Consider the following 26,194-nt stretch of genomic DNA (forward strand, 5'->3'; position numbering starts at 1 on the left):
GTGCTCTCCTCTTCTCACGCGCCGGCTGCGGCGAGCTCGCGGAACGTCTTGTCCTTGTCGGCACGCGGCTCCGGGGGGAGCCCCAGCACCCGCTCACCGATGATGTTGCGGAGCACCTCGTTGGTGCCGCCGGCGATCGCCATCCCGGGGAGCACCGCCTGGAGGTCCTGCCAGGTGCTCGACCCGTCCGCGGTCGCGCCGTAGACCGCGTCGTCACCGAGCACCCGCACGGCGAGGTCGGCCAGGTCGCGGGCGGCGGTCGTCCCGGCGAGCTTGCCGGCCGAGGCCTCCGGCCCCGGCAGGTTGCCCTGGCTCAGGGCGGTGAGCAGCCGGTAGCCGGTGTAGCGGATGCCGAGCGAGGAGACGTAGCTGCGCCCGAGCTGCTGGCGCACGAGCGCCTGGCGCTCGGGCGGGAGCGCGGCGACCTGCGCGGCGACGTGCCGGGTGACCTCCTCGACGCTCAGGCCGATCTCGGTGCCGCCGCCGCCGAGGGTCAGCCGCTCGCTCATCAAGGTGGTGAGGGCGACGCGCCAGCCGTCGCCGACCTCGCCCAGCCGCTCGGAGTCGGGGATCACGACGTCGTCGAAGAAGACCTCGTTGAAGTCTGCTCCCCCGCTCATCTGCTTCAGCGGCCGCACCGTCACCCCCGGCGCCTTCATGTCGACCACGAACATGGTCAGTCCGCGGTGCTTGGCGACGTCGGGGTCGGTGCGGGTGAGCAGGATGCCGTAGTCGGAGAGGTGGGCCAGGGTGGTCCAGACCTTCTGCCCGGTGACGTGCCAGTCGCCCCGCTCGTCCTGCACGGCCTTGGTCCGCAGCGCGGCCAGGTCGCTGCCCGAGGCCGGCTCGCTGAACAGCTGGCACCACAGGTCCTCGGCCCGCAGGAGCCGCTGGAGGTAGCGCCGCTTCTGGTCCTCCGACCCGTGGTAGATCACCGTCGGGCCGCACATGCCGATGCCGATCAGGTTGATCAGGCCCGGCACACCGGCACGCGCCATCTCCTGGTCGATGATCGACTGCTGCATGGGCGTCCCGCCCCGGCCGCCGGCGTCGACGGGCCACGTGACGCCGACGTACCCGGCGTCGTACAGCAGCGCCTGGCGGCGCCTGGCCACCGTGGCATCCAGCTCGCGGGCTCCCGCACGCTGCCCGAGCTCATCCTTGTGCTCATCGAGGAAGGCGCGCACCTCGGCGCGCCAGGCTGCCTCGTCGGGGGTGTCGTCGAAATCCATGTCGGCCTTCCTGGCGATCTCGGGCGGAGCTCGGCCCACGGCGGCCGCAGCTGTGAGCCACAGCACAGGACGCTCAGACTGGCACGGCACTTATCGGCACGCAAGCATGTATCTGCGGGCGGAGGCGGAGCGGGATAGGTTGACCCGCGATGACCGCTGAGGCGGGGCCCACGCCCCGGACACGACGACGCACGCAGGCCGAACGCCGTGCCGCGACGCGCCGCGCTCTTCTCGACGCCACCATCGACGTCCTCGTCGACCACGGGTACGCCGGCCTCACGACGACGCTGGTGTGCGAGCGCGCCGGGGTGACGCGCGGCGCGCAGGCCCACTACTTCGCCACGAAGGCCGAGCTGGTGGTCGAGGGGCTCAGCCACCTCACCGACACGCTGGTCGCCGACCTGGTCGCCCAGCCGCTGGCGCTCGTCGACGGGCCGACGGGTCAGTACGAGGTGCTGCTCAACCGGCTCTGGGAGATCTTCAGCGGCCCGGTGTCCTTCGCCCAGATGGAGCTGCTCACCGCCGCGCGCACCGACGAGGAGCTCCGGCGTCACCTGGTCCGGTTCGACCACGCGGTGATGACCACGCTCTCCGACGCGGCGCGCAGGATCGCCCCGGAGCTGGTGGACCGCCCGGAGTTCCCGCACGCCATGACGACGGCGATCGCGACGATCAGGGGTCTGCGGATGCTCCGTGCCGTCGCGAGCGAGCGGTCCATCCGGCGCCTGTGGCCCTCGGCCAGGGACCAGCTGCTCGCGGGGCTCCCGCTCGACCCCTGAGCCCCGGCGCGCCGGTCACCGGACGCCGAGCCTCCGCAGCGTGCGGAGCTGCGCGTTGCCCAGGGCGACGAACTTCTCCAGCGGGGTCCCGGGCGGCGGCCCGAGCGGTCCGATCCGCGAGGCCGCGACGGTCTGTGAGTCGGTGAAGCGCCGGATGCCCTCGCCGCCGTGCCGGCGCCCGAGGCCGCTGTCCCCCACGCCACCCATGCCCGCCTCGACCGACCCGGCCGCGATCGACGCGCCGTCGTTGATGTTCACCGAGCCGGCCCGGACCCGCCGCGCGAGCGCGTCCGCGGCGGTCAGGTCCTTGCTGAACACCGACGCCGAGAGGCCGGCGGTGCCCTGGTTGGCGATGCGGAGCGCGTCCTCGTCGTCGGCCGCGCGGTAGAGCGCGACCACGGGGCCGAAGGTCTCCCCGAGGCACAGCTCCATCTCCTCGGTGACGCCCTCCAGCACCGTGGGGGCGTACACGAGCGGCCCGATGTCCGGTCTGGCCCGTCCGCCGGCGAGCACCGTCGCCCCCTTGGCCACCGCGTCGGCGACGTGCCGGGAGACCTTGTCCAGCTGCGACGGGGTGGCGAGCGAGCCGACGTCTGCGGTGAAGTCAAAGGTCTGCGCGAGCTTCTGGGCGCTGGTGGCAGCGAGCAGGGCTTCCTTGAAGTCGTCGTAGACGTCGGCGTGGACGATCACCCGCTCGATGTGGATGCACATCTGGCCCGTGTTGGCGAACGCCGCGGCAGCGGTGCCGCGGGCGGCCTGGAGGAGGTCGGCGTCGGCCCGGACGATCAGCGGGTTCTTGCCGCCGAGCTCGAGGGAGGTGCCGATCAGCCGCTGCGCGGCCCGCTGGGCGACCACCCGTCCGGTGGCGGTCGAACCGGTGAAGGCGAGGTAGTCGACGTGGTCGACCAGCGCCTCCCCGATCGGTGCGCCCGGGCCGGTCACGACCTGCCACACGTGCTCGGGCAGTCCGGCCTCGGCCATCAGGGCTCGCGCCCACAGCAGGGTCAGCGGGGTCTGCGGGTCCGCCTTGCCGACGACGGTGTTGCCGGCGAGGAGCGCCGGGATCGCGTCGCCGATGCCCAGGTAGAAGGGGTAGTTCCACGGCGAGATGATGCCGACGACCCCCTTGGGGACCCGCACCTCCCGCACCTTGGTCACCCCCGGCACCGCCCCACGCACCTTGTGGTCGGCGAGGTAGCCCTCGCTCGCCCGCGCGTAGTGGCGGGCCAGGTTGGCGACCTGCAGCACCTCCTGCCACGCGTGGAACCGGGCCTTGCCCATCTCCCACTGGATCAGGTCCATCACCTCGTCCTGCCGCTCGACGAGGAGGTCGTGGAAGCGGAGCACGACCTCGGCACGGGCTGCGAGCGGCAGGTCTGCCCACGCCGGCTGCGCACGACGGCCGGCCCGCACGGCCGCCTCGACGTCCTCCGGGGTGCCGGCCGGGACGGGGGCCGTGGGGCGCAGGTCGTACGGCGCGAGGGCCGCCGGCGCCTCGGTGCCACCCGAGACGGGGCACGCCACCCAGCGGGTCAGGGACGCGAGCCGGCGGTCGGTGACCCAGCCGGGCCGCAGCGTGCTCGGGGCGACGGCTTCCTGGTCGGTGTCGAGGGCGGTCATCGGTGGCCTCCGTTGCGGACGAGGTGGACCGGCTGGCCGTCCTTCGGGAACGGCAGCGAGTGGTTGTCCAGCGGCGCGACGTACCCCGGGTCGACCGTCCAGCGGTAGCCGCGCAGGAGGCGGTGCATGATCGCCTTGACCTCCATGCCGGCGAAGTAGAGCCCGATGCACTTGTGCACGCCGCCGCCGAACGGCTCCCACGCGTAGCGGTGCGACTTGTCCTCGCGGCGCTCCGGGGAGAAGCGCTCGGGGTCGAAGACCATCGGGTTGGTCCAGTAGTCCTCCATCAGGTGCGACCACTGCACCCCGACCATCACGTCGGTCTCCGCCGGGATCGCGACGCCCTGCACGACGGTGTCCTTGACCGTACGGCGCGCCAGGACGGGCACCGGCGCGCGGAGGCGGAGCGCCTCGCGCATCACCCAGTCGATCGACTGCTGCTTCTCGATCTCCTCCAGGGTGGGGGCCGGCCCGAGGGCCAGCGCCTCCTCGCGGCACCGCTCCTGCCACTCGGGGTGCTGGCCGAGGTACTGCAGGATCGTGGAGGTCGTGATGGTGGAGGTGTCGTGGGCGGCCATCATCAAGAAGATCATGTGGTTCACGACGTCGTCGTCGCTGAACCGCTCGCCCTCCGGCGTCTCGATGTGGCACAGGACCGAGAAGATGTCGTCCGTGCGGGTCGCGCGCTTCGCCGGGAGGTAGTGGCGCAGGAAGTCCTCGAGCACTCGACGCCCCCGGTACGCCCGGCCCCAGCGGGTGAGCGGGACGTCGGCACGGACGATGCCCGCGGCCGCCTGCACGCAGGCGATGAAGGCCTTGTTCACCCGGTCCATCTCCGACCGGCTGGTGTCGTCGGCGCCGCCCATGAAGATGTCGGCGGCGATGTCGAGCGTCAGCTGCTTGAGCCGGGGGTAGGCCGGGAACTCGGGGTCCGTGTCCCACGACGCCATGCCCTCGGCGATGGCGGGGTGCATGGCGCCGGTGTAGGCGACCAGCCGGTCCCGCGTGAAGGCCTCCTGCATGATCCGCCGGTGGCCGTGGTGCTCCTCGAAGTCGATGAGCATCAACCCGCGGTGGAAGAAGGGGCCGACGATCTGTCCCCACGCGGGCTCGTTGGCGAAGGCCTTGTCCTTGTTGCGCAGGGCCTCCTCGCAGGCGTCCGGCCCGAGGAGCATCACGGCGTCGGTGAAGATCGCGTTGAACGGCGAGACCGGCCCGTAGCTCTCCCACTGGTGCCGCATCAGCGCCACCGGGTCCTTGGCGTAGTCGAAGAGGCGACCGACGACGGGGAGTCCCTTGTCCCCCGGCAGCAGCTCCGGGACCGGCCGAGGGGGCACCTCCGGCGCCGACGACGTCCTGGTCGGCCTGCCGGCGACCGCCTGCTGTGTCATGGAGTCCTCCTGTGTGACGTGGGCCATCGCCAGCATGATTCTGAAAGGACTGCCTGTCAACCTTCGTCGCGCGCGGGCTGTGGTCCCACCGCGTTGCCGGCCCGGTCACGTCCCGACAGACTCGCGGCATGGTGACCGACCAGGACATCGCCCGGTGGCGGTTGCGGACCCAGCTGCTGACCGCCCGGCACGCCGCCACGGCCGACGAGGTGGTCGGCCACCTGCTCGCCGTCCAGGCCGAGAACCCGTCCCAGGCCGGCTGGGCGGTGGCCGCCCGGACGTCCGAGCCGGACGGCGCGGACCTGGCCCGGTTGCTCGACGAGGGCCGGGTCATCCGCACCCACGTGCTCCGCCCGACCTGGCACTACGTCCGCGCCGAGGACACCCGCTGGCTGCTCGAGCTCACCGCACCCCGGATCCGCCCCACCGCGGTGCGGCAGCTGGAGCACGACCACGGCCTCGAGGGTCGGGAGGTCGACCGGTTGAGCAGCGTCCTGCTCGACTCCCTGGCCGGCGCCGCCGACCAGACCCGTGCGGGGCTCGCCGCCGCACTGGACCAGGCCGGCATCGACGTGCCGGGCCCCGTGCTGACGCTGTTGCTCGGGTTGCTGGAGCTCGACGGCCTGGTCTGCAGCGGCCGCCCGGACGACGGGGCCCACACCTACGCCTTGGCCGCCGACCGTCTGCCTGTCGCCCGGCCGCGGGACCGCGACGAAGCCCTCGCCGAGGTCGCCCTGCGCTACGTCACCGGCCACGGCCCCGCGACCGAGAAGGACCTCGCCTACTGGGCCACGCTGACGCTCACCGACGTACGCCGCGGCATCTCTCAGGTGCGGGGCGAGCTGGACTGCTTCGACCACGGCGGGAGGACGTTCTGGCACGCAGCCGGGTGCGAGCCGCCGGGCGGACCGGCCGAGCCGGCCGGCCACCTGCTCCAGATCCTCGACGAGACGTACCGCGGCTACCAGGACAGCCGGATGGTGCTCGACGCGGCCGGGGTGGTGCCACCCGGCCGCGAGACGGCGATCGGCATGGCCCTCGTGGACGGCCAGATGGTGGCGAGGATGACCCGGACGCTCGGTCGACGCGCCGTCTTCACCCTGACCCCCTACGGCGCGACCCTCACCCGACGGCAGCTCCAGGCGCTGGAGGCGGCCGCCGAGCGGTACGGCGCGTTCCTCGGCCTGGAGCCCGAGGTCGTCGTCGTCTGAGTCATCGCGACTTCTGAACGGTCCAACCCACCAGGAACGCGTGCAGCGCGAGGTTCACCATCGCCGCGGCCGTGGAAGCCGCCAGGACGATCTTGAAGTCAACCGCCACCCCGTCGAGCACCAGGAAGACGAGGACGAAGCTCCATGGAGCGCCCAGCACCTGCAGCCCAAGGAGGCCCAACCCGAGCCCGATGTTCGCGTCGGGCGTGCTGTGAGAGGCAGACAACGCCGTGTAGCCGCCGACCAGGGCGAGAAGAGCGGCGTGCGTGCGCCACGAGGCGTGGTGACTGCCTCGCCGCATGAGCGACAGAGCGCCGCGCGTGGTGGATGAAGCCCTCTCGTTCATACCCGCAGTGTGTTCGCGAACGAGATGTGCCGCATGAGTACCGGGGCTCATCCGCGTGGTCGACAGTCATCCCTGAGGGGGGTATCCCGAGCAGTTCTCGGGACGTCATACGGAAGGAGCCATGGAACGCACCATCCGCATGACGTCCGGGAGTCGGTGCCCACGACGGGGATTTCGCAGATCGGTCAGTCGGGCGTCCAGGCAAGCGTTGGTCAACGCCAGGTTCGGAACCCGCTACACGCCTCTACAGCGTTTCGGCGTATTCCCCGATGACCTCCCTATGCACGCGCATCAGACGACCAGTTTCCTCACTGTCGTCGTCGGTGATCGCCGACGCGAGTGCGGAGAGCGTCTTCCACAAGGCCCAACCTCGCCCACGCGTCCAGCTCGCCTCGTCCACTCGAAGCCGGTCCCGGAAGACCTGACGGCCGGGTTCGACGATCATGGTCCAGGCGATCGCGAGGTCACACGACGGATCTCCCACCCCGCATGCGCCGAAGTCGATCACCGCCGCGAGTCGCCCGTCCCTGAGCAGTAGGTTGCCCTCGGCCAGGTCGCCGTGGAACCAGACGTCGCGGCCTTCCCACTGTGGCGAGCGCAACGGCCCAGACCTCGGAGGCAAGCTCGACGTCAAGGTGGCCGGTCAACGTCGTCACCGAGGTGGAACGTGCAGTTGTCCCAGCCGGGGCTTCGGACCGGCTCGATGGTGAGCCGCGCCCACTGGGGGAACTGTGAGCAGATGAGTTGGCGGACAGTCCGCGCATCGACCGTCAGGCGGGCCGGAGGCGGACCCAGGTCCGGGACCTGAGCCTCATGAGCGACCCTGTCCGAGAACACGACTCGAACGCTATCCGGCGCATCGCCGAGCCAGTGGAGCCAACCGCAACGCGCCAAGACCGGACCTGCCGGAACCCTACGCACGCGACGACCGTCGATCCGCCATGAGGATCGTGCGCGGGGCCCTCGCAGCGCAGGTGCTGCCCGCTGCAACGGGATGTGGCTCCGGAGGTGCGGAACCCCCTTCTGTCGGCGACCGGGTCCCGGCTTGGCTGTGCGACCCCACGGAGCGGATCCTCAGCGCTGTTGACCCGACTGAGCCACCGACGGATCGAACGCTGCGGGAAGCTGTACGGCTCGTCCTGGAACCGCCGTACACGGTCTCGCGACAGCGAGCCTCCGAGGCGATGGCCCGAACCTTTGCGGACGACTCACTGACCGGCGAGCACCGATTCGTCCGATGGCAGACCACGGGCGGCTGGTACAGGGAGGCAGCCGAAGAGTGCCCGTAGCGGACCCGCGGCGGTCAGCGCCGGATCCCGACCTCCGGTTTGCTCCCCGACCAGTTCAGCCGATCCGGCTGCGCGAGACGCGGCGACGACAGGGCGCTGCTCTCGGTCGACCGGACGTCCGCCGTCGGCACTAGCCTCGAACGCATGCCGGTCCCCCTGAAGTACGCAGTCGTGGAGCGAGAGCGTCGCTACCTCCTGTCGAAGCTGCCCACCGGGGTCGCGAGCAGGCAGGAGATCGTCGACCGCTACCTGGATGGCACCAGGCTCCGTCTGCGCGAGGTCCACGAGGAGGACGGCACGGTCGTCCGCAAGCTCGGACACAAGGTCCGTCTCACCGACGGACCTCGGGAGGTCGCGTGCACGAACCTCTACCTGGACGAGGTCGAGTGGGCTCTGCTGTCTTCGTTGCCTGCCCGGATCCTTCGCAAGACGAGGTACCTGGTCCCGTGGGGTCGAAGCCAGGTCGCGATCGACGAGCACGAGGACGGCACGCTCGTTGCCGAGATCGATGACGGCGACGAGCCGTCGGCCTGCCTACCGGACTGGCTCGACGTCGTTCGTGACGTGACTGACGACGAGAGCTGGACCGGCGGCGCGATCGCACGCTGAGAGACGTATCGATCGCCGATGCACGGGGCGGGTGCCTCCGTCCGTCGGCAGGCGCGGACTCAGCGGTCGCCGGCAGCCGGCACGGGGGTCTGCTGGTAGAGGCACAGGCGCCAGACGTCGTCGTCCAGCCGGTAGACGCTAGACATCGCGGCGACGAAGGGCTCCGGGTCGGCGTCTCGCCAGGCCGTGGCGACGTACACCAGCGTCGCACTGTCCGAACCGGTCACCACGATGCGCTCGTCGCCGATCTCGTACCTGCTCCACGGCGGCGCCTCCCCGAGCGAGGCCACCACCGAAACCCGATCGAGGACCATGCCGTTCGCCAGCACCATCAGGGCGTCCTCGGTCATCAGCTCGCCGTAGAACTCGCCACCGGTGCTGGTGCACAGCGCGTCCCAGCCCCGGCGCTCGAGGTCCAGGAGCGTGGTCCTCAGGCTCTCGTCTCCCATGTCTTCGCATGCTAGCCAGACGGGCGCCAGCAGGGTCACCGCCCTGGGACGTCGGGCCGGCCATCGAGCTTCGCCACACCTCAGACCATGACCCGCGGGTGACGAACCCCGCATGCCCGGGGCCTGCGCCGGGGACCGGGTTGCGGTGACGTCGTTGTGGACCTTCGGGCACGGCACCGCCGACCGACAGGCGCTGACCGACCTCCTCACCGCGAGCGGGGTGGCCGCGGTGGTCGACGTACGCCGCTTCCCGGGCAGCCGGCGTGACGCCAACCTCCACCGCGACGCGATGGCCCGGTGGCTGCCGGCCACCGGGGTCGACTACCGCTGGGAGCCGAGGCTCGGGGGCAGGCGGCGGGTGCCGGCCGGCCAGAACCCTGAGGTCGACGGGTGGTGGCGGGTCACCTCGTTCCGCGCGTACGCCACCCACATGCGGACCGCCGAGTTCGCCGACGCCCTCGGCGAACTCCTGGCGCAATCCGCCTCCGCGGACGGTCCGGTGGCGATCATGTGCAGCGAGACGGTGTGGTGGCGCTGCCACCGCCGGATGATCAGCGACGCCGCCGTCCTCCTCCGCCACGTCGACGTGCGGCACCTGGGCCACGACGGCCGGCTCGCGGCCCATCCCCCGGCGGACGGCGCACGGGTGACCGACGACGGCCTGCGGTACGACGCAGCGTCGTCGGTCGCTGCGCCGACCACGGAGGCGTTGCACCGCTGACCTCGGGGCACCGGGCCCCCCGTGACCGTCCTGCTCCTCACCTTCGGCGCGGCCCTGCTCCTGGCGGTGCTGACCTCGTCGCTGGCCTCCCGCAGCCCGCTGTCGACCACCGGCGTCTTCCTCGCCGCCGGGATCGTGACCGGCCCGCTGGTGCTCGACCTCGTCGACGTGTCGACCCCGAACGTCGAGCTGGCCGCGGAGGTCGCTCTCTTCGTCATCCTGTTCACCGACGGCCAGCACGCGCCGTGGTCGGTGCTGCGCCGGCACTGGAACGCTCCGGCGCGCGCGCTCCTCCTCGGCATGCCGATCTCCCTGCTCGTCGTGGCGGCCCTGGGACACTGGGTCGCCGGCCTGCCGTGGGCATCGGCGCTGGTGCTCGGCGCGATCCTGGCGCCGACCGACCCCGTGTTCGCCTCGGCGCTGGTCGGGCGCGAGGACGTGCCCAAGGGAGTGCGGCACCTGCTCAACATCGAGAGCGGCCTCAACGACGGGTTGGCGCTCCTCGCCGTGCTCGTCCTCGTCGGCGTCGCCGGCGGCGACCCCGAGGGGTGGTCGACGGACCCGTGGATCCTCCTGCTCGAGCTCGGAGTGGGGATCGTGCTGGGCGTCGTCCTGCCGCTCCTCGTGGACCTGGTGCTGCGCCTCCCCGGGGTGGAGAGCATCCCGTCGCTGCGGCCCCTCGGCGTGATCGCCGTGGCCGTCCTGCTCTACGGCGTCTGCGAGCTGGTCCACGCCAACCAGTTCCTGGCGGCGTTCGTCGCGGGCGCCACCATCGCCACGCTCCGGCCCCGGGTCTCGGAGTCCTTCCGCGAGACCGGCGAGCTGGTCAGCGAGCTGGCCAAGGGCGGCGCCCTCATCGCCTTCGCCGGGCTGCTGGAGCCGGAGCTCTTCCTCGACGCCGGGTGGACCGCCCTCGTCGTCGCCCTGCTGGTGGTCGCGATCTCACGGCCGCTGCCGATCCTAGCCGTCCTGCCGGGCAGCGGTCTCGACCGGCGGGCGCGCATCGCCGTCGCCTGGTTCGGCCCGAAGGGCTTCGCCAGCGTGGCGTACGGCGTCATCGTGGCCTCCAGCGGCATCCCGGACGCCGACGAGGTGCTCGCCATCGTCACCGTGACCGTCCTGGTCTCGGTGCTCGCCCACTCGACCACCGACGTCGTGGTCGCGAACTGGCTGCGCCCCGACCCCGAGCGCGACCGACCGGCTCTCGACCCCGGCTGAGGTCAGGCGTCGGTCAGAGGGTCCGCTCGACGGTCGGCTGGAGGACCGCCTCGACCAGCGAGTCGCTGCGCAGGTGGGCGCCCGCCTGGTAGTCGGGATCGCGGACCATGTCGGAGAAGCTCCGCCGGGTCGGGTACCGCACCACCAGCACCGCGTCCCACGCCTGACCGTCCTCGGCCACGAGCGCGGTGTCGCCGCGGCCGTAGTAGAGGACCTCGGCGCCGAGCGCCTCGGCGTGCGGCCGGAAGTGCCGCAGGTACTCCTCGTACCCGGCCTCGCCGCCGTCCTGGCGGAACCGGAGGAGGTTGAGCATGACCACCGGGCCGTCCGGGTCCTGCTCGACGAAGTGCTTCAGGTCCCGGCCACGCGGGTCGATCGCCACGGTGTCTCCTCGTGTCGGTGCTGGGGCAACGGGGCCATCATGGCGGGCCCCTCCCCGCTGCCGCCCGACGGGTGAGGTCTGACACGCTGCTCCCGAGCGCCGGACCGGCACCACCCTCGACAGGCGGGAGAGCACCATGAAGCTGCAGACGACGATCGATGCACCGGGGTCGGGTACGCCGGAGTGGCCGATGCTGGTCGGTGGGGAGTGGGTGCCGGCGTCGAGCGGTGAGTGGCGTGACGTGGTGTCGCCGGCGCGGGGTGACCAGGTGCTGGCGCGGGTGCCGGAGGCGTCGCGCGAGGACCTGGACCGGGCGGTGGCTGCGGCGCGGGAGGCGTTGCCGGCGTGGCGGGCGTTGCACTTCCGCGAGCGCGGGACGGTGCTGTTGCGGATCGCGGAGGCGTTGGAGGGGTTGGCGGAGGAGTTCGCGGTGTTGACGGCGCAGGACACCGGCAACGCGCTGCGGACCCAGGCGCGGCCGGAGTCGGCGACCCTGGTGGCGCTGTTCCGCTACTTCGGCGGGGTGGCCGGGGAGTTCAAGGGCACGGTGCTGCCCGCTGGTGATGACCAGCTGCAGTACACCCGGCTCGAGCCGCTGGGCGTGGTGGGCGCGATCCTGCCGTGGAACTCGCCGTTGATGATCGCGGCGATGAAGCTTCCCGCGGCGCTCGCGGCGGGGAACACCCTGGTGGTCAAGCCGGCCGAGGACGCGCCGCTGACGATCCTGAAGCTGGCGCAGGTGATGAGCGAGCACCTGCCCGCGGGAGTGCTGAACGTGGTCACCGGTGTCGGGGAGACCGTCGGCCAGGCGATCTCCGAGCACCCCGGGATCGACAAGGTCTCCTTCACCGGTTCCTCGCAGGTCGGCCGGATCGTCGGCGCGACCGCGGGTGGCCGGCTGGCCCACCAGTCACTCGAGCTGGGCGGGAAGTCGCCCAACATCGTGTGTCCCTCCGCGGCGGCACCCGACGTCATCGAGGCCACCGCCGAGGGGGTGCTGCTGGCGATGCGGTTCACCCGCCAGGGCCAGTCCTGCACCGCCGGGTCGCGGCTGTTCCTCCACGCCGACGTCCACGACGAGTTCCTCGAGGTCCTCGCGCGCAAGGTCTCCGCACTCAAGGTCGGCGACCCGCTGGCCGAGGAGACCGACATGGGGGCGATCATCAACGCCACCCAGTACCAGCAGGTCCTCGACTACGTCGAGGAGGGCAAGGCCCAGCCCGGCGCCCGGGTGGTCCTCGACGGCTCCCGCGACGTGCCCGACGGGCTGTCGGGCTACTTCCAGGGCCCCACCATCCTCGCCGGGGTCGCCAACGACTGGCGGATCGCCCGCGAGGAGGTCTTCGGCCCCGTGCTGGTCGTCATCCCCTGGCGCGAGGAGGACGAGGTGGTCGCGATGGCCAACGACTCCCACTACGGCCTCGCGGCGTTCGTGTGGTCCCGCGACCTCGACCAGGCCCTCGGCCTCGCGCACCGCATCGAGTCCGGCTGGGTCCAGGTCAACCAGGGCGGCGGCCAGGTCATCGGCCAGTCCTACGGCGGCTACAAGGCTTCCGGCATCGGCCGGGAGTTCTCCATCGAGGGCGCGATCGAGGGCTTCACCCAGACCAAGCAGATCAACGTCAAGCTGGGTCGATGACGGGGCCGACGACCGACCAGCACGACGGGTTCCTCGACGGAGTCCTCGTCCTCGACCTCTCCCGCGCCCTGGCCGGGCCGCACGCGGCGATGATGCTCGGCGACCTCGGCGCCCGGGTGATCAAGGTCGAGACCCCGGAGGGCGGCGACGACTCCCGCGGCTGGGGACCGCCCTTCGTCGGCGACCCCGCCGACCGGCAGTCGACGTACTTCCTGAGCGCGAACCGCAACAAGGAGTCGATCACCCTCGACCTCAAGGACACCTCCGAGGGAGGGGACCTCGAGGTGCTGCGCAGGCTGGTCGCGAAGGCCGACGTGCTGGTGGAGAACTTCCGCACCGGCGTCATGGACCGCCTCGGCCTCGGCGTCGAGGCCCTGCACGAGATCAACCCGCGGCTGGTGATCTGCTCGATCACCGGCTTCGGCCACGACGGCCCCGAGGGCGGACGCGCCGGCTACGACCAGATCGCCCAGGGCGAGGCGGGGCTGATGTCGCTGACCGGCCCCTCCCCCGACCAGCCCACCAAGGTCGGCGTCCCCATCGGCGACCTGCTCGCCGGCATGAACGCCGCCTACGGCGTGGTCGCCGCCCTCTACGACCGCGAGCGCACCGGCCGCGGCACCGTGGTCCGCACCAGCCTGCTCGCCGCCATCGTCGGCGTCCACGCCTACCAGGGCACCGCCTGGACCGTCGGTGGCCAGGTCCCCCGAGCCATGGGCAACCACCACCCCTCCATCGCCCCCTACGGCCTGTTCGCCACCGGCGACGGTGCGATCCAGATCGCCGTCGGCTCCGAAGGCCTCTGGCGTCGCCTCCTCCCCGTGCTCGGCGAGGCCGCCCACGCACCCGAGTACGCCACGAACGCCTCCCGCGTCGCCCATCGCGAGCAGCTCATCGAGCTGCTCGAGGGCGCCTTCGCCACCCGCACCAGCGACGACCTCCTCGCCGAGCTCGCCGACCTCGGGATCCCCGCCGGCAAGGTCCGCACCCTCGACGACGTCTACACCTGGGACCAGGTCCGCTCCCAAGGGCTCCTCGTCGACGTCACCGACCCCCACGCCGGCGACCTGCAGCTGCCCGGCCCCCCGCTGCGCACCGACGGCCCACCCGGCACCGGCACCCGCCGGACCCACGCGGCCCCACCACGCCTCGGCCAGCACAACGACGCCATCCGCGCCTGGCTCGACGGCGAGGGCAGCGCGAACAGCGAGGACGGCCCCCGCGCCGGCTAGCTCGTCGAGGGCTCGAGGGGCTCGAGCATCGAGAACGGCACGGTCACCACGCCGCCGGGCACCTTCACGTGGAACCGGGTGCGGGCCCGCTTGAGGACCACGCCCACCGCACCGTGGTACCGGCCGGGCGCGACCACCCTCGCCCGCTGGCCCACCTGGACGGTCGCCGCCGCCGACCCCGGGCCAGCGAGGACGAGACGCAGCTGGGCGTCGTACTCGGGCGACATGGGGACCTCGCGCCCACGGTGGGTCCAGGTCAGCAGGTGGGCGCGGTCGAAGCCCCGCGAGCAGCGGCTGCACGACGCCGGTCGGGGCGGGCGGCGGTGCCGGCTGACCCGGTGGCCGGCCGGGCAGGTGCCCACCCAGTCACCGTCGATCGTGCCAGCGCCCGGGTCGGTGCAGCGCCGCCCCGAGCACCCGATCCGCAGCGCCGTCGCCCGCCACACGGCGTCGTGACCGTGGTGCGCACCGACCAGTGCGTGGGCGATCTCGTGGAGCACCGTGTCGCGCACCTCGGCGACGCCGTGGAGCTGGGTGAGCGGCGCGCTGAGGCCGATCTGCCGCAGGCCCGGGCGGCACACGCCGGCTCGGCGCTTGGCGCGGTCGAGGACGACCGTCCACCCCACGAGCCCGTGCTCGTCCATCAGCTCCCGCGCCATCCCCAGCGCCTGCTCCAGGTCCACGCGACGACCCTAGGCTCGGGCACCGACAGGCCCCGGCGTTGGTACGGTCCGGCCGTGTCGATCACTCCTCCCGACCCCGCCCTCGTCGCTGCCGCCACCGAGCGCCTGGCCGCCCTCGCCACGCCGGCGGGGGCCCTCGGACGCCTCGGCGACCTCGGGGTCTGGCTCTCCGCAGCCCTCGGCTCGGTGCCGCCGCCCGAGCTCGACGACGTCCGGCTCGTGGTCTTCGCCGGAGACCACGGCGTCGCCGCGCACGGCGTCTCGGCGTACCCGGCCGCGGTCACCCCGGCGATGGTGCGGACCTTCGTCGCCGGCCGTGCCGGGGTCTCGGCGCTGGCGCGCGCGCACGGCGTCGCCGTGCGGGTCCTGGACCTCGGCGTCGACGACGACCTGCCGGACGTGCCCGCCGAGGTCGGCGCCCGAAAGGTGCGGCGTGGCAGCGGTGCGATCCACCTCGAGGACGCGCTGAGCGCGGAGGAGCTCGAGCGGTCGCTCGCCGTGGGGCGTGCCGTGGCCGGCGAGGAGATTGCCGCCGGCGCCCAGCTCTTGGTGAGCGGCGACATGGGGATCGGCAACACCACCCCGGCCGCCGCGCTGGTCGCCGCGGCGCTCGGCCTCCCCGCCGAGGAGGTCGTGGGCCGCGGCACCGGGGTCGACGACGACGGGCTCGCCCGCAAGACCGAGGTGGTGCGTCAGGCGCTGCGTCGGGCCGGCGCCCGGACCGACGACCCGGTCCAGACCCTGGCCGCGCTCAGCAGCGCCGACCTCGCGGCCACCACCGGCTACCTGGTCGCGGCGGCCGAGGCCGGGGTCCCCGTGCTGCTCGACGGGCTGATGTCGGTGGCGTGCGCGGTGAGCGCCGAGCGGCTGGCGCCGGGCGCCGCCGCCTGGTTCGCCGCGGGCCACCGCTCGACCGAGCCGGCCCAGTCGCTCGCCCTCGAGAAGCTCGGGATCACACCGGTGCTCGACCTCGGCCTCCGGCTCGGCGAGGGCAGCGGGGCGGTCGCCGCCGTCCCGGTGCTCCGCAGCGCCGTCGCGCTCCTGCGTGACGTCGCGCTGCTCTCCGAGGTCCTGCCCGGGTGAAGGACGCCTGGCGACTCTCGGTGGGCACGCTCACGGCGGTCCGGGTCGCGCCCCCGCGGTCGGTCGACGGGCGTACGGCGGGGATCGCCATGCTGCTCGCGCCGCTCGCCGTGCTCCCGTTGGGCCTGGCCGTCGCGCTCGGCGCCCTGGTCGGCCGGGAGGTGGGGCTGACCGCGTTGACCACGGCCGTGCTCGCCGTCGCGGTGCTGGCGGCCGGCAGCCGGGCGCTGCACCTCGACGGGCTCGCGGACGTCGCCGACGGCCTCACGGCCTCCTACCAGCGCGAGCGGTCGCTGGAGGTGATGAAGTCGGGAGCAGCGGGTCCGGCCGGGGTGGCCGCCGTCGTCCTCGTCCTCGGGGTGCAGTGCGCGGCGTTGGCCTCGCTGCTGCGGCGAGAGGACGGCTGGCTCCTGGCCGGGGCGCTCGTGTGCCTGTCGCGGTGCGCGCTCGCGCTGGCCTGCACCCGCGGCGTCCCGGGCGCGCGGCCCGACGGCCTCGGCGCGACGTACGTCGGCTCGGTCCGGCCGCTGGCCACGGTGGCACTCTGGCTGGTGGCCGCCGCGGTCGCCGCCGCCCTGGCCGGCCTCGCCGGCGTGGTGGCGGTGCTCGTCGCGCTCGCGGCAGTGGCCGTCCTCCTGCACCGGGCGGTGCACCGCTTCGGCGGGGTCACCGGGGACGTCTTCGGCGCCGCCGTGGAGGTGGCGCTCGCCGCGCTCCTCGTGGTCGTCAGCGCCTGAGAGCGCGCCCCGCACGACCCGGTCGGCCGTGGCTCACAGCGGGTCGGGGAGGCGCAGGACGCGGCCGGCGACGACCAGGTGCACCTCGTCGCAGGCCCCTCCGACGCGCTGGTTGACCGTCCCGAGCAGGTCCCGGAAGAGGCGGCCGGCGCGGTGGGCGGGGACCACGCCGAGGCCGACCTCGTTGGTCACCAGCACCACCGGTCCGGGGGCGGCGGTGACGGCGCCCACGACGCCGTCGACGGCGGCGGTCACGACTCGGTGCACCTCGTCGGCGGGCGCCTCCCAGAGGCCGGCCTCGTCGACCAGGGCGGTGACCCAGGTGCCCAGGCAGTCCACGAGCACCGGTCCGCGCACGGAGGCCAGCACGCCGGCCACGTCGCGGGTCTCGTGGGTCGTCCAGGACGCCGGCCGGCGCGAGCGGTGAGCCGCCACTCGGGCCGCCCAGTCGGCGTCCTCCGAGCGCACCGGCGGCCCGGGGGCGACGTACGCGACCGGCCCGGCCTCCGGCACCAACCGCTCCGCGTGGGTCGACTTCCCCGAGCGCACGCCCCCGGTCACCAGCACCTTCACCCGCGCACCTGCACGGGAGCACCCTAGCCGCCTTGTGATCGGACGCCCGACCTCTTGCTAGGGCGTCCAACCAAATGGCAGAGTGCCACCCATGAGCACCCTCGACCCCGAGGAGCGGCAGGCGATCGTCGAGGCCGTCCGCGACTTCACCGAGACCCGGATAGCGCCGCACGCCGTCGAGTGGGACCAGGCCCACCACTTCCCCGTCGACGTCCTCGCCGAGGCCGGCACGCTCGGGCTCGGCGCGATCTACGCCCGCGAGGACGTCGGCGGCTCGGGGCTGGGCCGCAGCGAGGCGGTGCTGATCTTCGAGGAGCTCGCCCGCGGCGACGTCGCGGTCGCCGCCTACATCTCGATCCACAACATGGCCGTCTGGATGATCGACACCTTCGGCACCGACGAGCAGCGCCGGCGATGGGTCCCGCACCTGGCCGGCATGGAGCACCTCGCCAGCTACTGCCTCACCGAGCCCGACGCCGGCTCCGACGCCGGCAGCCTGCGCACGAGCGCGCGGCGCGACGGCGACGACTGGGTGCTCTCCGGCACCAAGCAGTTCATCTCCGGGGCCGGCGCCTCGAGCGTGTACGTCGTGATGGCGCGCACCGGCGAGCCCGGCCCCCGCGGCATCAGCGCGTTCGTCGTCCCCGCCGAGGCGCCCGGCCTCTCCTTCGGCGCGGAGGAGCAGAAAATGGGCTGGCACGCCCAGCCGACCCGGCAAGTGGTCATGGACGACGTCCGCGTCCCCGCGGACCACCTGCTGGGCAGCGAGGGCCAGGGCTTCACCATCGCCATGCGCGGCCTCAACGGCGGGCGGCTCAACATCGCCGCCTGCTCGCTGGGCGGCGCCCAGTGGGCGGTCGACCGGGCGGCCGCCCACCTGACGACCCGCCACGCGTTCGGGGGCCCGCTGGCCGACCAGCAGGGCCTGGTCTTCGCGCTCGCCGACGCGCAGATCGAGCTCCAGGCCGCGCGCTGCATGCTCCGCGACGCCGCAGCCAGGCTCGACGCCGAGGACCCGCAGGCCGCGGTCGTCGTCGCCGGCGCCAAGCGGTTCGTCACCGACGCGGGCTGGAGGGCCGCCAACACCGCGCTGCAGCTGCACGGCGGCTACGGCTACCTTGCCGAGTACGGCATCGAGAAGGTCGTCCGCGACCTCCGCGTCCACCAGATCCTCGAAGGGACCAACGAGATCATGCGAGTCATCGTGGGCCGTGCGCTCATCCAGGGGGCGGCGTGACCGACCACCCGCAGGACGCCGCCCGGGAGGCCGTCGAGCCGGAGGTCGTCGTCTCCACCGACGGCCGTCTCGGCCGCCTCGAGCTCAACCGGCCGCGCGCCATCAACGCCCTCAACCACCCGATGGTGGGCCTGCTGCAGGAGGCACTCGAGGCGTGGCGCGACGACGACGCGGTCCGCACGGTGCTGCTCACCGGTCGTGGCGAGCGCGGGCTGTGCGCCGGAGGCGACATCGTCTCGATCTGGAAGGACGCCAAGGCGGGCACGCACGAGTCCGCCCGGTTCTGGGCCGACGAGTACGTCTTGAACCACACGATCGGCCACTACCCCAAGCCGTACGTCGCGGTGATGGACGGCATCGTGCTCGGCGGCGGGATCGGCGTCTCCGCGCACGCCAGCCACCGGGTCGTGACCGAGCGGTCCTCCCTCGGCATGCCGGAGACGGGCATCGGCTTCGTCCCGGACGTCGGCGGCACCTGGCTGCTCTCCTCCGCCCCCGGCGAGCTCGGCACCCACCTCGGGCTCACCGCCGGGTCGGTCGGCGCGGGCGACGCCATCGCCCTGGGCCTGGCCGACCACTTCGTGCCCACCGAGCGCCTCGGCGAGCTCGCCCGACGGCTCGTCGACGAGGACGCCGCCGAGGTGCTGGCCGACCTGGCCGAGGACGCGCCGGCCGCGCCGCTGCTCGAGCAGCAGGGCTGGATCGACGAGTGCTACGCCGGGGACGACGCGGCCGCGATCCTCCGGCGCCTGCGCGAGCATCCCGCGCCCGAGGCCCAGCAGGCCGCGGAGACGCTGGCGAAGCGGTCACCCTTCGCGGTGACGACCACCCTGCGCGCGCTGCGCGAGGCGGCCGGCATGGCCGACCTCGGCGAGGCCCTGGCCATGGAGCTGCGGCTGACCGTGCGCTTCCTCGACGTACCCGACTTCGTCGAGGGCGTGCGGGCCCAGGTCATCGACAAGGACCGCAACCCCCGGTGGACACCCGCCACCCTGGAGGAGGTCGACGGCGACGCCGTCGCCGCCCTCTTCGCACCACTGCCCGAGGGTGAGCTCCGGCTCCCCACCAGCCCCGGAGGAACCGCATGAGCACCTCGTCCACCATCGCCTTCATCGGCCTCGGCAACATGGGCGGCCCGATGGCCGCGAACCTCGTCGCGGCGGGTCGCACCGTCACCGGCTTCGACGTCGGCACGGACGCGTGCGAGCGGGCCTCGGCGGCCGGGGTCGACGTCAAGGCCTCGGCCGCGGAGGCGGTCGCCGAGGCGGGCACCGTCCTCACGATGCTGCCCAACGGCACCCTCCTCCTCCAGGTCTACGACGAGGTGCTGACCGCGGCGCCGACCGGGACCCTCTTCGTCGACTGCTCCACCGTCGCCGTGTCCGACGCGCGCACCGCCGCGGAGCGGGCCGTCGCCGCCGGTCACCGCGCGGCGGACGCCCCCGTCTCCGGAGGCGTGGGCGGCGCCGAAGCCGGCACGCTCACCTTCATGCTCGGCTGCGAGGAGGCCCTCGTGGAGGAGGCGACGGCGCTGCTCGACCCGATGGCGGGCCGGGTCGTCCACTGCGGGGCCTCGGGCGCCGGCCAGGCCGCCAAGATCTGCAACAACATGGTGCTGGGCGCCTCGATGATCGCCGTCTCGGAGGCCTTCGTGCTCGGCGAGAAGCTCGGTCTCACGCACCAGGCGTTCTTCGACGTCGCGTCCACCGCCTCGGCACAGTGCTGGGCGCTGACCACCAACTGCCCCGTGCCCGGCCCGGTGCCGACCAGCCCCGCCAACCGCGACTGGCGGCCGGGATTCGCCGGGGCCCTCATGGCCAAGGACCTCGGGCTGGCCCGACGGGCGGTCGAGGAGTCCGGCACGGACGCCGCGGTGGGCAGCCTCGCCGAGGAGCTCTATCGTCGGTTCGCCGAGGAGGGCGGGGCCGGCCTCGACTTCTCGGCCATCGTCAACACCATCCGGGAGCGCTCCGCCGCGGCGGAGTGAGCCCGCCGCCCGGACACCGACAAGGAGCCAGGAGCCGCATGTCGTCGTACGAGACCATCCAGGTCAGCCGCGAGGGTCGGGTCGCGACCATCACCCTCGACCGCCCGAAGGCGCTCAACGCCCTCAACGCCCAGCTGATGACCGAGGTGGTCGCCGCCGCCGAGGAGCTCGACGCCGACCGGGGCGTCGGCGCGATCGTCGTCACCGGCTCCGAGCGCGCGTTCGCGGCCGGCGCCGACATCAAGGAGATGGCGGCCCAGTCCTACGCCGACATGGCGCTCGGTGACTGGTTCGCGGCGTGGGACCGGTTCACCCAGGTGCGGACGCCGGTGATCGCCGCCGTCTCCGGGCACGCGCTCGGCGGTGGCTGCGAGCTCGCGATGATGTGCGACATGGTGATCGCGGCGGAGTCCGCCCGGTTCGGCCAGCCTGAGATCAACCTCGGTGTCTTCCCCGGCATCGGCGGCACCCAGCGGCTGACCCGCGCCGTGGGCAAGGCGGTGGCGATGGACCTCATCCTCACCGGCCGCACGCTCACCGCTCAGGAGGCGCTCGCCGTCGGCCTGGTCTCCCGCGTGGTGCCCACCGAGGAGCTGCTCGGCCAGGTCGCCGAGATCGCCGCGGGCATCGCCGAGAAGTCGCTGCCCGTCCTCTACGCGACGAAGGAGGCGGTCAACCGTGCCTTCGAGACGACGCTGGCCGAGGGCGTGAAGTTCGAGCGCCGCACGTTCCACGCGACCTTCGCCCTGGAGGACCGGACCGAGGGCATGGGTGCGTTCGTGGAGAAGCGGAAGGCCGAGTTCAGGCACCGCTGAGCTCGGCGCCGAGGCTCCGCAGGTACGCCGCGACCGCGTCGGCCACGAGGGCCCCGTGGGTGAGCGGCACCATGTGCGCACCCACCGGCAGGGTGACCACGCGCGAGCCCTCGGGCGCGAGCGACGCCAGCCGCTCGGCCCAGTCGCGCGGGCAGATCCGGTCGCGCCGTCCCCGGACGACGAGCACCGGCGGTCGCACCCTGGCGAGGGGCACGCCGATGGGCTGGCAGCGGGTCGCGTCCATGGTCCGGGCGATGACGCCCAGGCCGGTGCGCAGGTAGCTGCGCACCAGCACCGGCACCTCGCCGGGCCGCTCGTGGACGGCGGTCCGCAGCCACCGCTCGGCCAGGCCCACCCAGGACCGGGCCCGCGGGTCGGTGGTCGGACCGACGAGCACCACGCCCACGACCCGGCCGTGGTTGGCGGCGGCCGCCTCGGCGACGACCTGGCAGCTGGCCGAGTGCGCGAGGAGGACGACCGGCCCCTCGACCTCCGCGAGGTGGTCCAGGAGCCGGCGGGCCGAGGAGGCCGGGTCCAGTGCCTGGTGCCGCTGCGCCGGCTCGCCGTACCCGGGCAGCAGGACCGTGCGCGAGGGCCGTGGCCGGAGTTGGCGCAGGGTCGTCTCCCAGTCGGTGCGGCTCAGGCCGAGGCCCGGGACCGCGACCAGGGCCACGCCACCGCCGGCCACCGGGTCAGGGCGCGAAGTCACCGCGTCCCGCCCGGAACCGCCCCAGGACCTCGACCAGCACGGCGACGTCGTCCGAGGAGAGGCCGATCGCCTCGAAGACCTCGCGGTTGAGGACCTCGGTGGCCTCGTCGACCAGCGCCGCCCCGGCCGAGGTGAGGACCAGGATGGCCGACCGACCGTCGTCGGGATTGGCCACCCGCTCCACGAGGGCGTCGTCGGCGAGTCGCGCCGCGAGACTGGTCAGGGAGGTGGGATGCACCTGCAGCCGTTGACCGGCGCGCCGCATCGTCATCCGCTGCTCCGAGGCGAACGACAACAGCCGGAGCAGCTCGAACCGGGCGAAGGTCAGGCCGAAGGGCCGCAGCAGCGCGTCGATCTGGGTGAGCAGCAGCTGCTGCGCCCGCATGATCGAGGTGACCGCTGCCATGCCCGGTGCGGCCTGCTCCCAGCCGTGGGCGGTCCACTGCCGGCGCGCTTCGGCGATGGGGTCACGCCCGGAGGCGGGACCCGAGGCGGGAGATGTCGTCATCGGCCGGGAGCCTAGGCCACCGGGCCGGTCGGCTCAGTCGTGCGGCCAGAGCCGCTCGGTCACCGCACGCGCCGCGTCGACCAGCAGCGGCGCCACCCGGGTCAGCGGGGTGTCGGCGTCGCCGACCAGCGAGATGGCACCCACCGGCGCCGAGGCCGGCCCGAGGGAGCCGGCGGGCCGGACGGCGAGCGCGACGCATGCGATGTCGTCGGCCATGCCGCCGTGCTCGAAGGCCAGCCCCCGACGGGCGCGCACGCGGTGGAGGTCTTGGTGGAGCCGGTCGAGCTCCCCGGCGGCGAGCTCCGGGCCGATGACCGCGTCGACCTCCTCCGGCTCCGACCACGCCAGCAACGCCCGGCCGAGCGCGGTCCGGTACGCCGGCAGGCGGCCGCCGACGCGCGAGGGCACCGTCGTGGCACGAGGCCCGCCGATCTTGTCGAGGTAGCGCACGTCCGCACCCTCCAGGACGGCCAGGTGCACGACCAGCCCGGTCCGGACGTGGAGCCGGTGCAGCTGGTCGGCCGCGGCCGCCCGGAGGTCCTCGTGGCCCGTCGCGCGGCCACCGAGGGCGAGCGCCCGACTCCCGAGCGCGTATCCCGACGCGGAGTGCTCGACCCACTCCAGGCGCAACAGCTGCTCGAGGATGCGGTGCGCCGTCGAGCGCGGCAGGTGCGCGGCGCGGGCCACCTGCTCGAGGCTCAGCCTGGCGCCCGGCGACGGGAAGGCGTCGAGGATCAGGGTCATCCGCTCGACCATCGAGGGCGGCGTGCCTGCGCCGGCCGGCCGACCGGCGTCGACCGTTCGTTCCGCCAGCACGGTCATGGGGACCTCCGGGAGACTGAAATCAATTCTGGCGGCGCACGCTAGCAGCGTCCGGGCTCCGACGGAAGCCTCCCGCACGCACGACCGACCACCGCGCCACCTCACCCTTCCGGGCGAGATGGGCTGGTGCAGGTTTCAAGCGAGGACACCCGGGTAGGGAGGAGCCATGACCACGAGTGCTGTTCCGCTGGGACGACGACCGAAGGACCTGCGTCGCAAGAGCGAGACCAAGCGTCTCTTCGAGGAGGCCGCCGCCGCGGCGACCGAGGCGGAGCGCGAGCAGATCCACGAGCAGATCGTGCTCCTGAACATCGAGGTCGCACGCACGCTGGCCTCCCGGTTCCGCAACCGCGGGGTCCCGCTCGAGGACCTCGAGCAGGTCGCGATGCTCACGCTGGTGCGGATCGTGCCGAAGTTCGACGCCAGCAAGGACCGCGACTTCCTCGCCTACGCCGTGCCCTCGATCCGAGGAGACCTCAAGCGGTACTTCCGCGACTTCGGGTGGATGGTGCGGCCTCCCCGCCGCGTCCAGGAGATCCAGTCGGAGGTCGTCGCCGCGCACCAGCGCGCCCGCGAGTCCGGCGAGCCGGCGTCGCCGGAGAAGATCGCCGAGCAGCTGGACCTCAAGCCCTCGGAGGTGCAGGCCGCGCTGATGGCGGACGGCTGCTTCCAGCCTCTCTCCCTGGACGTCCCCGTCTCGCCGGACCACGGCCGCGGGTCCCTCGGCGACACCCTGAGCGACGGCGAGCCGATGGGCGAGCAGGCGGCCGAGGCCCGCGCGATGCTCACCCCGCTGATGCGCGACCTCAGCGAGCGCGACCGCCGGATCCTGCACCTGCGCTTCGCCGAGGACTGCACGCAGCAGGAGATCGCCGACCAGCTCGGCGTGACCCAGATGCAGGTCTCCCGCCTCCTCAGCCGCATCCTCGGCACCCTCCGCGAGGGCATCGGCGACCTGGAGCCCACCGCTTCCTGACCCACCCACCTCCCACGACGACAGCCCGGCGCTCCTTGGAGCGGCGGGCTGTCGCGTTCCTCGGGCTAGGCGGGTCCGGGGACCGCCCCGGCCAGCCGGCCGGCCACCCCGGTCAGCTCGACGACCCGACGGACCGCGACGCTCGACGGGCCGACCGCGAAGGTGCCGCCCGAGGAGGAGACCTCCTCCTCGCACGCCAGCAGGGCCGCCAGGCCCGTGCAGTCGAGGAACGTGACGCCCTCGAGGTCGAGGACCACCGAGCTGAAGCCCTCCCGCGCACGGCGGGACACCTCTCCTCGCAGACCGGCCGCCGAGAGGACGTCGAGCTCCCCGGTGACCACGACGCGCAGCCGCGGCGGATCGGCCACGGAGTCGAGTGAGAAGTACACGGAACCCACCATCCGGGCCCTGAGGTCCTGGTCAGGCGCCGGAGCGCCCGGCGTGTCCATCGACGATACGCCTCTTGGCCGGGGCCGTCATGACCCTCGGATGAACGCCCGGCGACGGTCCGGCTCCGGGCGCCCCGCGCGCCTCCGGGCCCGGCGGTCGCGCGGTCGACCGGGCGTTTCAGGTGCCGGGCGAGCGGGAAGGAGGGTGCAGCGCCGCGCCACCGTCCCGCTCCTCTCGGACGTCCCGCAGCCCGCGACCCGGGGGCGGACTGCAGCGGGACGGGACGGTGGGCCCGGCTTGTCCCGGGGCCCCCTGGTGGCCCCGGAGACGATCAGCACCAGCCGAGCCACCGAGGACTGGTCGAGGCGCCCTGCGTCTGGTCCTGGTGGAGATGGGCACGGCCCTGCCCACGCCGGGGCTTGCGGTGACCGGCGGCCGTGACGACTCCCGTGGCGGGTGCGGTCCCGGCTACGTTGTCGATCACGCTGGACGAGCCTTCCACCCCTCCGATCCTCGGGAGATCAGATGTCGTCGAACGCAGGTAGCTCCTCGGCCGTGGTCGTGGGCGCGGGAGTGATCGGCCTCACCACCGCCGTCCTGATGGCCGAGCGCGGGTACGACGTCCGGGTGGTCGCCGCGCAGGCGCCCCTCCAGACGACGTCGGTGGTCGCCTCGGCGATGGTGGGACCGAACCTGTTCCCCGAGGCGACGCCGCCCTTCGAGTGGGAGCGGCGCGGCCGCGAGGCGTTCACCCGTCTCGCCGAGGAGACGGGGTCGGGCGTCACGCTGCGGCGGGGGGCGCTGGTCGCCCGTCAGCCGCCACCGTTCCCGATGACGCTCGACGGCAGGCCCATCGACACCGTGGACGACGGCTCGCTGCCCGAGGGGTTCGGCTGGGGCTTCCGCACGGTGACTCCGGTCGTCGACATGCGGGCGTACCTGCGCTTCCTGCTGGCCCGGCTCGACGCCGCGGGCGGCCGGGTGGAGATCCGCCGCCTCAGCTCGCTCACGGAGGCCGCCCGCGAGGCGCCAGTCGTGATGAACTGCTCGGGTCTGGGCGCGAGGGAGCTGGCGGGGGTGGCAGTGCGCCCGGTGCGGGGGCAGCACGTCGTGGTGGCCAACCCCGGCATCGAGGAATTCTTCATGGAGTCCCCCTTCGGGCCGAGCTGGATCTCCTTCTGGCCCCACGGCGACCGGGTGGTGCTCGGCAGCACAGCCGCCCGGGACGACAGCGACACCGCTCCGCGGGAGCAGGAGGTGCACGAGATCGTCGCCCGGTGCGCTCAGGTCGACCCCCGGTTCGCCGACGCCTCCGTGCTGGAGGTGCAGGTCGGCCTGCGTCCGGAGCGGGAGGAAGGCGTGCACCTGGCCGTGCAGGAGGTCGCCGGCTCGACGTGTGTCCACAACGTGGGCCACGGCGGATCGGGTGTGAGCCAGTCCTGGGGCACCGTGGAGGCGGCACTCGAGCTCCTGGACGACGCCCTCGCCTCCCGCTGATCCGACCCGTGAGCCGTTCGGCCGCCGCAGAGCGCACCGAACCGTGGCGCCGTCACCGT

General features: G+C 73.3%; 28 protein-coding genes. 15 read left to right on the forward strand and 13 right to left on the reverse strand.

Translation table 11 applies throughout. From position 1 onward, the window contains the following. Nucleotides 1-14: 14 nt before the first annotated feature. Complete coding sequence (locus ACSMHG_RS01965) at nt 15-1,232, reverse strand: acyl-CoA dehydrogenase family protein (protein ID WP_435741673.1); 1,218 nt, start codon at nt 1,230-1,232, stop codon at nt 15-17. 149 nt (nt 1,233-1,381) lie between these two features. Here ACSMHG_RS01965 and ACSMHG_RS01970 point away from each other — a divergent pair, with 149 nt between their 5' ends. Then, nucleotides 1,382-2,011: a TetR/AcrR family transcriptional regulator gene (locus ACSMHG_RS01970; protein WP_435741674.1), complete on the forward strand. Its 630-nt coding sequence runs from the start codon at nt 1,382-1,384 to the stop codon at nt 2,009-2,011. 15 nt (nt 2,012-2,026) lie between these two features. Here the strand turns inward: ACSMHG_RS01970 and ACSMHG_RS01975 are convergent, their stop codons facing one another. After that, the gene (locus tag ACSMHG_RS01975) at nt 2,027-3,631 is read right to left on the reverse strand and encodes a succinic semialdehyde dehydrogenase (protein ID WP_435741675.1); all 1,605 of its coding nucleotides are present in this window, start codon (nt 3,629-3,631) and stop codon (nt 2,027-2,029) included. Continuing rightward, nucleotides 3,628-5,022: a cytochrome P450 gene (locus ACSMHG_RS01980; RefSeq protein ID WP_435741676.1), complete on the reverse strand. Its 1,395-nt coding sequence runs from the start codon at nt 5,020-5,022 to the stop codon at nt 3,628-3,630. The genes ACSMHG_RS01975 and ACSMHG_RS01980 overlap by 4 nt, the downstream gene beginning before the upstream one ends. 128 nt (nt 5,023-5,150) lie before the next feature. On the opposite strand from ACSMHG_RS01980, the gene ACSMHG_RS01985 reads away from it, so the two are divergent. Then, nucleotides 5,151-6,233 carry a winged helix DNA-binding domain-containing protein gene (locus ACSMHG_RS01985; protein ID WP_435741677.1) on the forward strand — a complete coding sequence of 361 codons (1,083 nt, stop codon included), beginning with the start codon at nt 5,151-5,153 and terminating at the stop codon, nt 6,231-6,233. 1 nt (nt 6,234) lies between these two features. Here the strand turns inward: ACSMHG_RS01985 and ACSMHG_RS01990 are convergent, their stop codons facing one another. Then, complete coding sequence (locus tag ACSMHG_RS01990; RefSeq protein WP_435741678.1) at nt 6,235-6,579, reverse strand: hypothetical protein; 345 nt, start codon at nt 6,577-6,579, stop codon at nt 6,235-6,237. Between the two features lie 244 nt (nt 6,580-6,823). After that, nucleotides 6,824-7,180, reverse strand: a complete 357-nt coding sequence (locus ACSMHG_RS01995) for a phosphotransferase (protein WP_435741679.1) — start codon at nt 7,178-7,180, stop codon at nt 6,824-6,826. 832 nt (nt 7,181-8,012) lie between these two features. Between ACSMHG_RS01995 and ACSMHG_RS02000 the strand changes: the two genes are divergently transcribed. Next, complete coding sequence (locus ACSMHG_RS02000) at nt 8,013-8,477, forward strand: hypothetical protein (protein ID WP_435741680.1); 465 nt, start codon at nt 8,013-8,015, stop codon at nt 8,475-8,477. Nucleotides 8,478-8,536: 59 nt separating this feature from the next. On the opposite strand, the gene ACSMHG_RS02005 is transcribed toward ACSMHG_RS02000, so the two are convergent. After that, nucleotides 8,537-8,926, reverse strand: a complete 390-nt coding sequence (locus ACSMHG_RS02005) for a nuclear transport factor 2 family protein (RefSeq protein ID WP_435741681.1) — start codon at nt 8,924-8,926, stop codon at nt 8,537-8,539. 112 nt (nt 8,927-9,038) lie between these two features. Between ACSMHG_RS02005 and ACSMHG_RS02010 the strand changes: the two genes are divergently transcribed. Both ACSMHG_RS02010 and ACSMHG_RS02015 read left to right on the forward strand, forming a co-directional pair. Then, nucleotides 9,039-9,647, forward strand: coding sequence for a DUF488 domain-containing protein (locus ACSMHG_RS02010; RefSeq protein ID WP_435741683.1), 609 nt, complete (start codon nt 9,039-9,041; stop codon nt 9,645-9,647). 21 nt (nt 9,648-9,668) lie between these two features. Then, complete coding sequence (locus tag ACSMHG_RS02015) at nt 9,669-10,865, forward strand: cation:proton antiporter (RefSeq protein ID WP_435741684.1); 1,197 nt, start codon at nt 9,669-9,671, stop codon at nt 10,863-10,865. A 13-nt stretch (nt 10,866-10,878) separates the two neighbouring features. On the opposite strand, the gene ACSMHG_RS02020 is transcribed toward ACSMHG_RS02015, so the two are convergent. Further along, nucleotides 10,879-11,247: a DUF1330 domain-containing protein gene (locus tag ACSMHG_RS02020; RefSeq protein ID WP_435741685.1), complete on the reverse strand. Its 369-nt coding sequence runs from the start codon at nt 11,245-11,247 to the stop codon at nt 10,879-10,881. A gap of 136 nt (nt 11,248-11,383) precedes the next feature. On the opposite strand from ACSMHG_RS02020, the gene ACSMHG_RS02025 reads away from it, so the two are divergent. Both ACSMHG_RS02025 and ACSMHG_RS02030 read left to right on the forward strand, forming a co-directional pair. Next, nucleotides 11,384-12,886, forward strand: a complete 1,503-nt coding sequence (locus ACSMHG_RS02025; protein WP_435741686.1) for an aldehyde dehydrogenase family protein — start codon at nt 11,384-11,386, stop codon at nt 12,884-12,886. Continuing rightward, nucleotides 12,883-14,118, forward strand: coding sequence for a CaiB/BaiF CoA transferase family protein (locus tag ACSMHG_RS02030; RefSeq protein WP_435741687.1), 1,236 nt, complete (start codon nt 12,883-12,885; stop codon nt 14,116-14,118). Before ACSMHG_RS02025 ends, ACSMHG_RS02030 begins: the two co-directional genes overlap by 4 nt. On the opposite strand, the gene ACSMHG_RS02035 is transcribed toward ACSMHG_RS02030, so the two are convergent. Beyond that, nucleotides 14,115-14,801, reverse strand: a complete 687-nt coding sequence (locus ACSMHG_RS02035) for a SprT-like domain-containing protein (RefSeq protein WP_435741688.1) — start codon at nt 14,799-14,801, stop codon at nt 14,115-14,117. The two genes, ACSMHG_RS02030 and ACSMHG_RS02035, sit on opposite strands and share 4 nt — an antisense overlap. 54 nt (nt 14,802-14,855) lie before the next feature. Between ACSMHG_RS02035 and cobT the strand changes: the two genes are divergently transcribed. Then, nucleotides 14,856-15,884 (forward strand): nicotinate-nucleotide--dimethylbenzimidazole phosphoribosyltransferase, encoded by a 1,029-nt coding sequence (cobT, locus tag ACSMHG_RS02040; protein WP_435741689.1) that lies wholly within the window; start codon nt 14,856-14,858, stop codon nt 15,882-15,884. Continuing rightward, nucleotides 15,881-16,621, forward strand: a complete 741-nt coding sequence (locus tag ACSMHG_RS02045; protein ID WP_435741690.1) for an adenosylcobinamide-GDP ribazoletransferase — start codon at nt 15,881-15,883, stop codon at nt 16,619-16,621. Before cobT ends, ACSMHG_RS02045 begins: the two co-directional genes overlap by 4 nt. 33 nt (nt 16,622-16,654) lie before the next feature. On the opposite strand, the gene cobU is transcribed toward ACSMHG_RS02045, so the two are convergent. Next, nucleotides 16,655-17,194: a bifunctional adenosylcobinamide kinase/adenosylcobinamide-phosphate guanylyltransferase gene (gene cobU, locus ACSMHG_RS02050; RefSeq protein WP_435741691.1), complete on the reverse strand. Its 540-nt coding sequence runs from the start codon at nt 17,192-17,194 to the stop codon at nt 16,655-16,657. A gap of 91 nt (nt 17,195-17,285) precedes the next feature. Between cobU and ACSMHG_RS02055 the strand changes: the two genes are divergently transcribed. From ACSMHG_RS02055 to ACSMHG_RS02070, 4 genes are read left to right on the forward strand one after another with little or no spacing between them, the layout of a single operon-like run. Beyond that, nucleotides 17,286-18,431: an acyl-CoA dehydrogenase family protein gene (locus ACSMHG_RS02055; protein WP_435741692.1), complete on the forward strand. Its 1,146-nt coding sequence runs from the start codon at nt 17,286-17,288 to the stop codon at nt 18,429-18,431. Next, nucleotides 18,428-19,519 carry an enoyl-CoA hydratase/isomerase family protein gene (locus tag ACSMHG_RS02060; protein ID WP_435741693.1) on the forward strand — a complete coding sequence of 364 codons (1,092 nt, stop codon included), beginning with the start codon at nt 18,428-18,430 and terminating at the stop codon, nt 19,517-19,519. Before ACSMHG_RS02055 ends, ACSMHG_RS02060 begins: the two co-directional genes overlap by 4 nt. Then, nucleotides 19,516-20,418, forward strand: a complete 903-nt coding sequence (gene mmsB / locus ACSMHG_RS02065) for a 3-hydroxyisobutyrate dehydrogenase (RefSeq protein ID WP_435741694.1) — start codon at nt 19,516-19,518, stop codon at nt 20,416-20,418. Before ACSMHG_RS02060 ends, mmsB begins: the two co-directional genes overlap by 4 nt. 38 nt (nt 20,419-20,456) lie before the next feature. Further along, on the forward strand, nt 20,457-21,233 hold the full coding sequence (locus tag ACSMHG_RS02070; RefSeq protein ID WP_435741695.1) for an enoyl-CoA hydratase: 777 nt from the start codon (nt 20,457-20,459) through the stop codon (nt 21,231-21,233). On the opposite strand, the gene ACSMHG_RS02075 is transcribed toward ACSMHG_RS02070, so the two are convergent. From ACSMHG_RS02075 to ACSMHG_RS02085, 3 genes are read right to left on the reverse strand one after another with little or no spacing between them, the layout of a single operon-like run. Continuing rightward, a complete protein-coding gene (locus ACSMHG_RS02075) occupies nt 21,220-21,942 on the reverse strand; it encodes an alpha/beta fold hydrolase (protein WP_435741696.1) in 723 nt (240 codons plus the stop codon). The two genes, ACSMHG_RS02070 and ACSMHG_RS02075, sit on opposite strands and share 14 nt — an antisense overlap. Then, a complete protein-coding gene (locus ACSMHG_RS02080; protein ID WP_435741697.1) occupies nt 21,926-22,450 on the reverse strand; it encodes a MarR family winged helix-turn-helix transcriptional regulator in 525 nt (174 codons plus the stop codon). The genes ACSMHG_RS02075 and ACSMHG_RS02080 overlap by 17 nt, the downstream gene beginning before the upstream one ends. Nucleotides 22,451-22,483: 33 nt before the next feature. Then, nucleotides 22,484-23,272 (reverse strand): IclR family transcriptional regulator, encoded by a 789-nt coding sequence (locus ACSMHG_RS02085; protein ID WP_435741699.1) that lies wholly within the window; start codon nt 23,270-23,272, stop codon nt 22,484-22,486. A 166-nt stretch (nt 23,273-23,438) separates the two neighbouring features. Between ACSMHG_RS02085 and ACSMHG_RS02090 the strand changes: the two genes are divergently transcribed. Continuing rightward, a complete protein-coding gene (locus tag ACSMHG_RS02090; protein ID WP_435741701.1) occupies nt 23,439-24,248 on the forward strand; it encodes a sigma-70 family RNA polymerase sigma factor in 810 nt (269 codons plus the stop codon). Between the two features lie 65 nt (nt 24,249-24,313). Here the strand turns inward: ACSMHG_RS02090 and ACSMHG_RS02095 are convergent, their stop codons facing one another. Continuing rightward, nucleotides 24,314-24,637, reverse strand: a complete 324-nt coding sequence (locus ACSMHG_RS02095; protein ID WP_435741703.1) for an STAS domain-containing protein — start codon at nt 24,635-24,637, stop codon at nt 24,314-24,316. A 526-nt stretch (nt 24,638-25,163) separates the two neighbouring features. On the opposite strand from ACSMHG_RS02095, the gene ACSMHG_RS02100 reads away from it, so the two are divergent. Further along, nucleotides 25,164-26,135, forward strand: coding sequence for an NAD(P)/FAD-dependent oxidoreductase (locus ACSMHG_RS02100; protein WP_435741704.1), 972 nt, complete (start codon nt 25,164-25,166; stop codon nt 26,133-26,135). Nucleotides 26,136-26,194 lie beyond the last annotated feature (59 nt).

Origin of the sequence: Nocardioides ureilyticus (assembly GCF_051280745.1) — a bacterium.
GTDB lineage: Bacteria > Actinomycetota > Actinomycetes > Propionibacteriales > Nocardioidaceae > Nocardioides.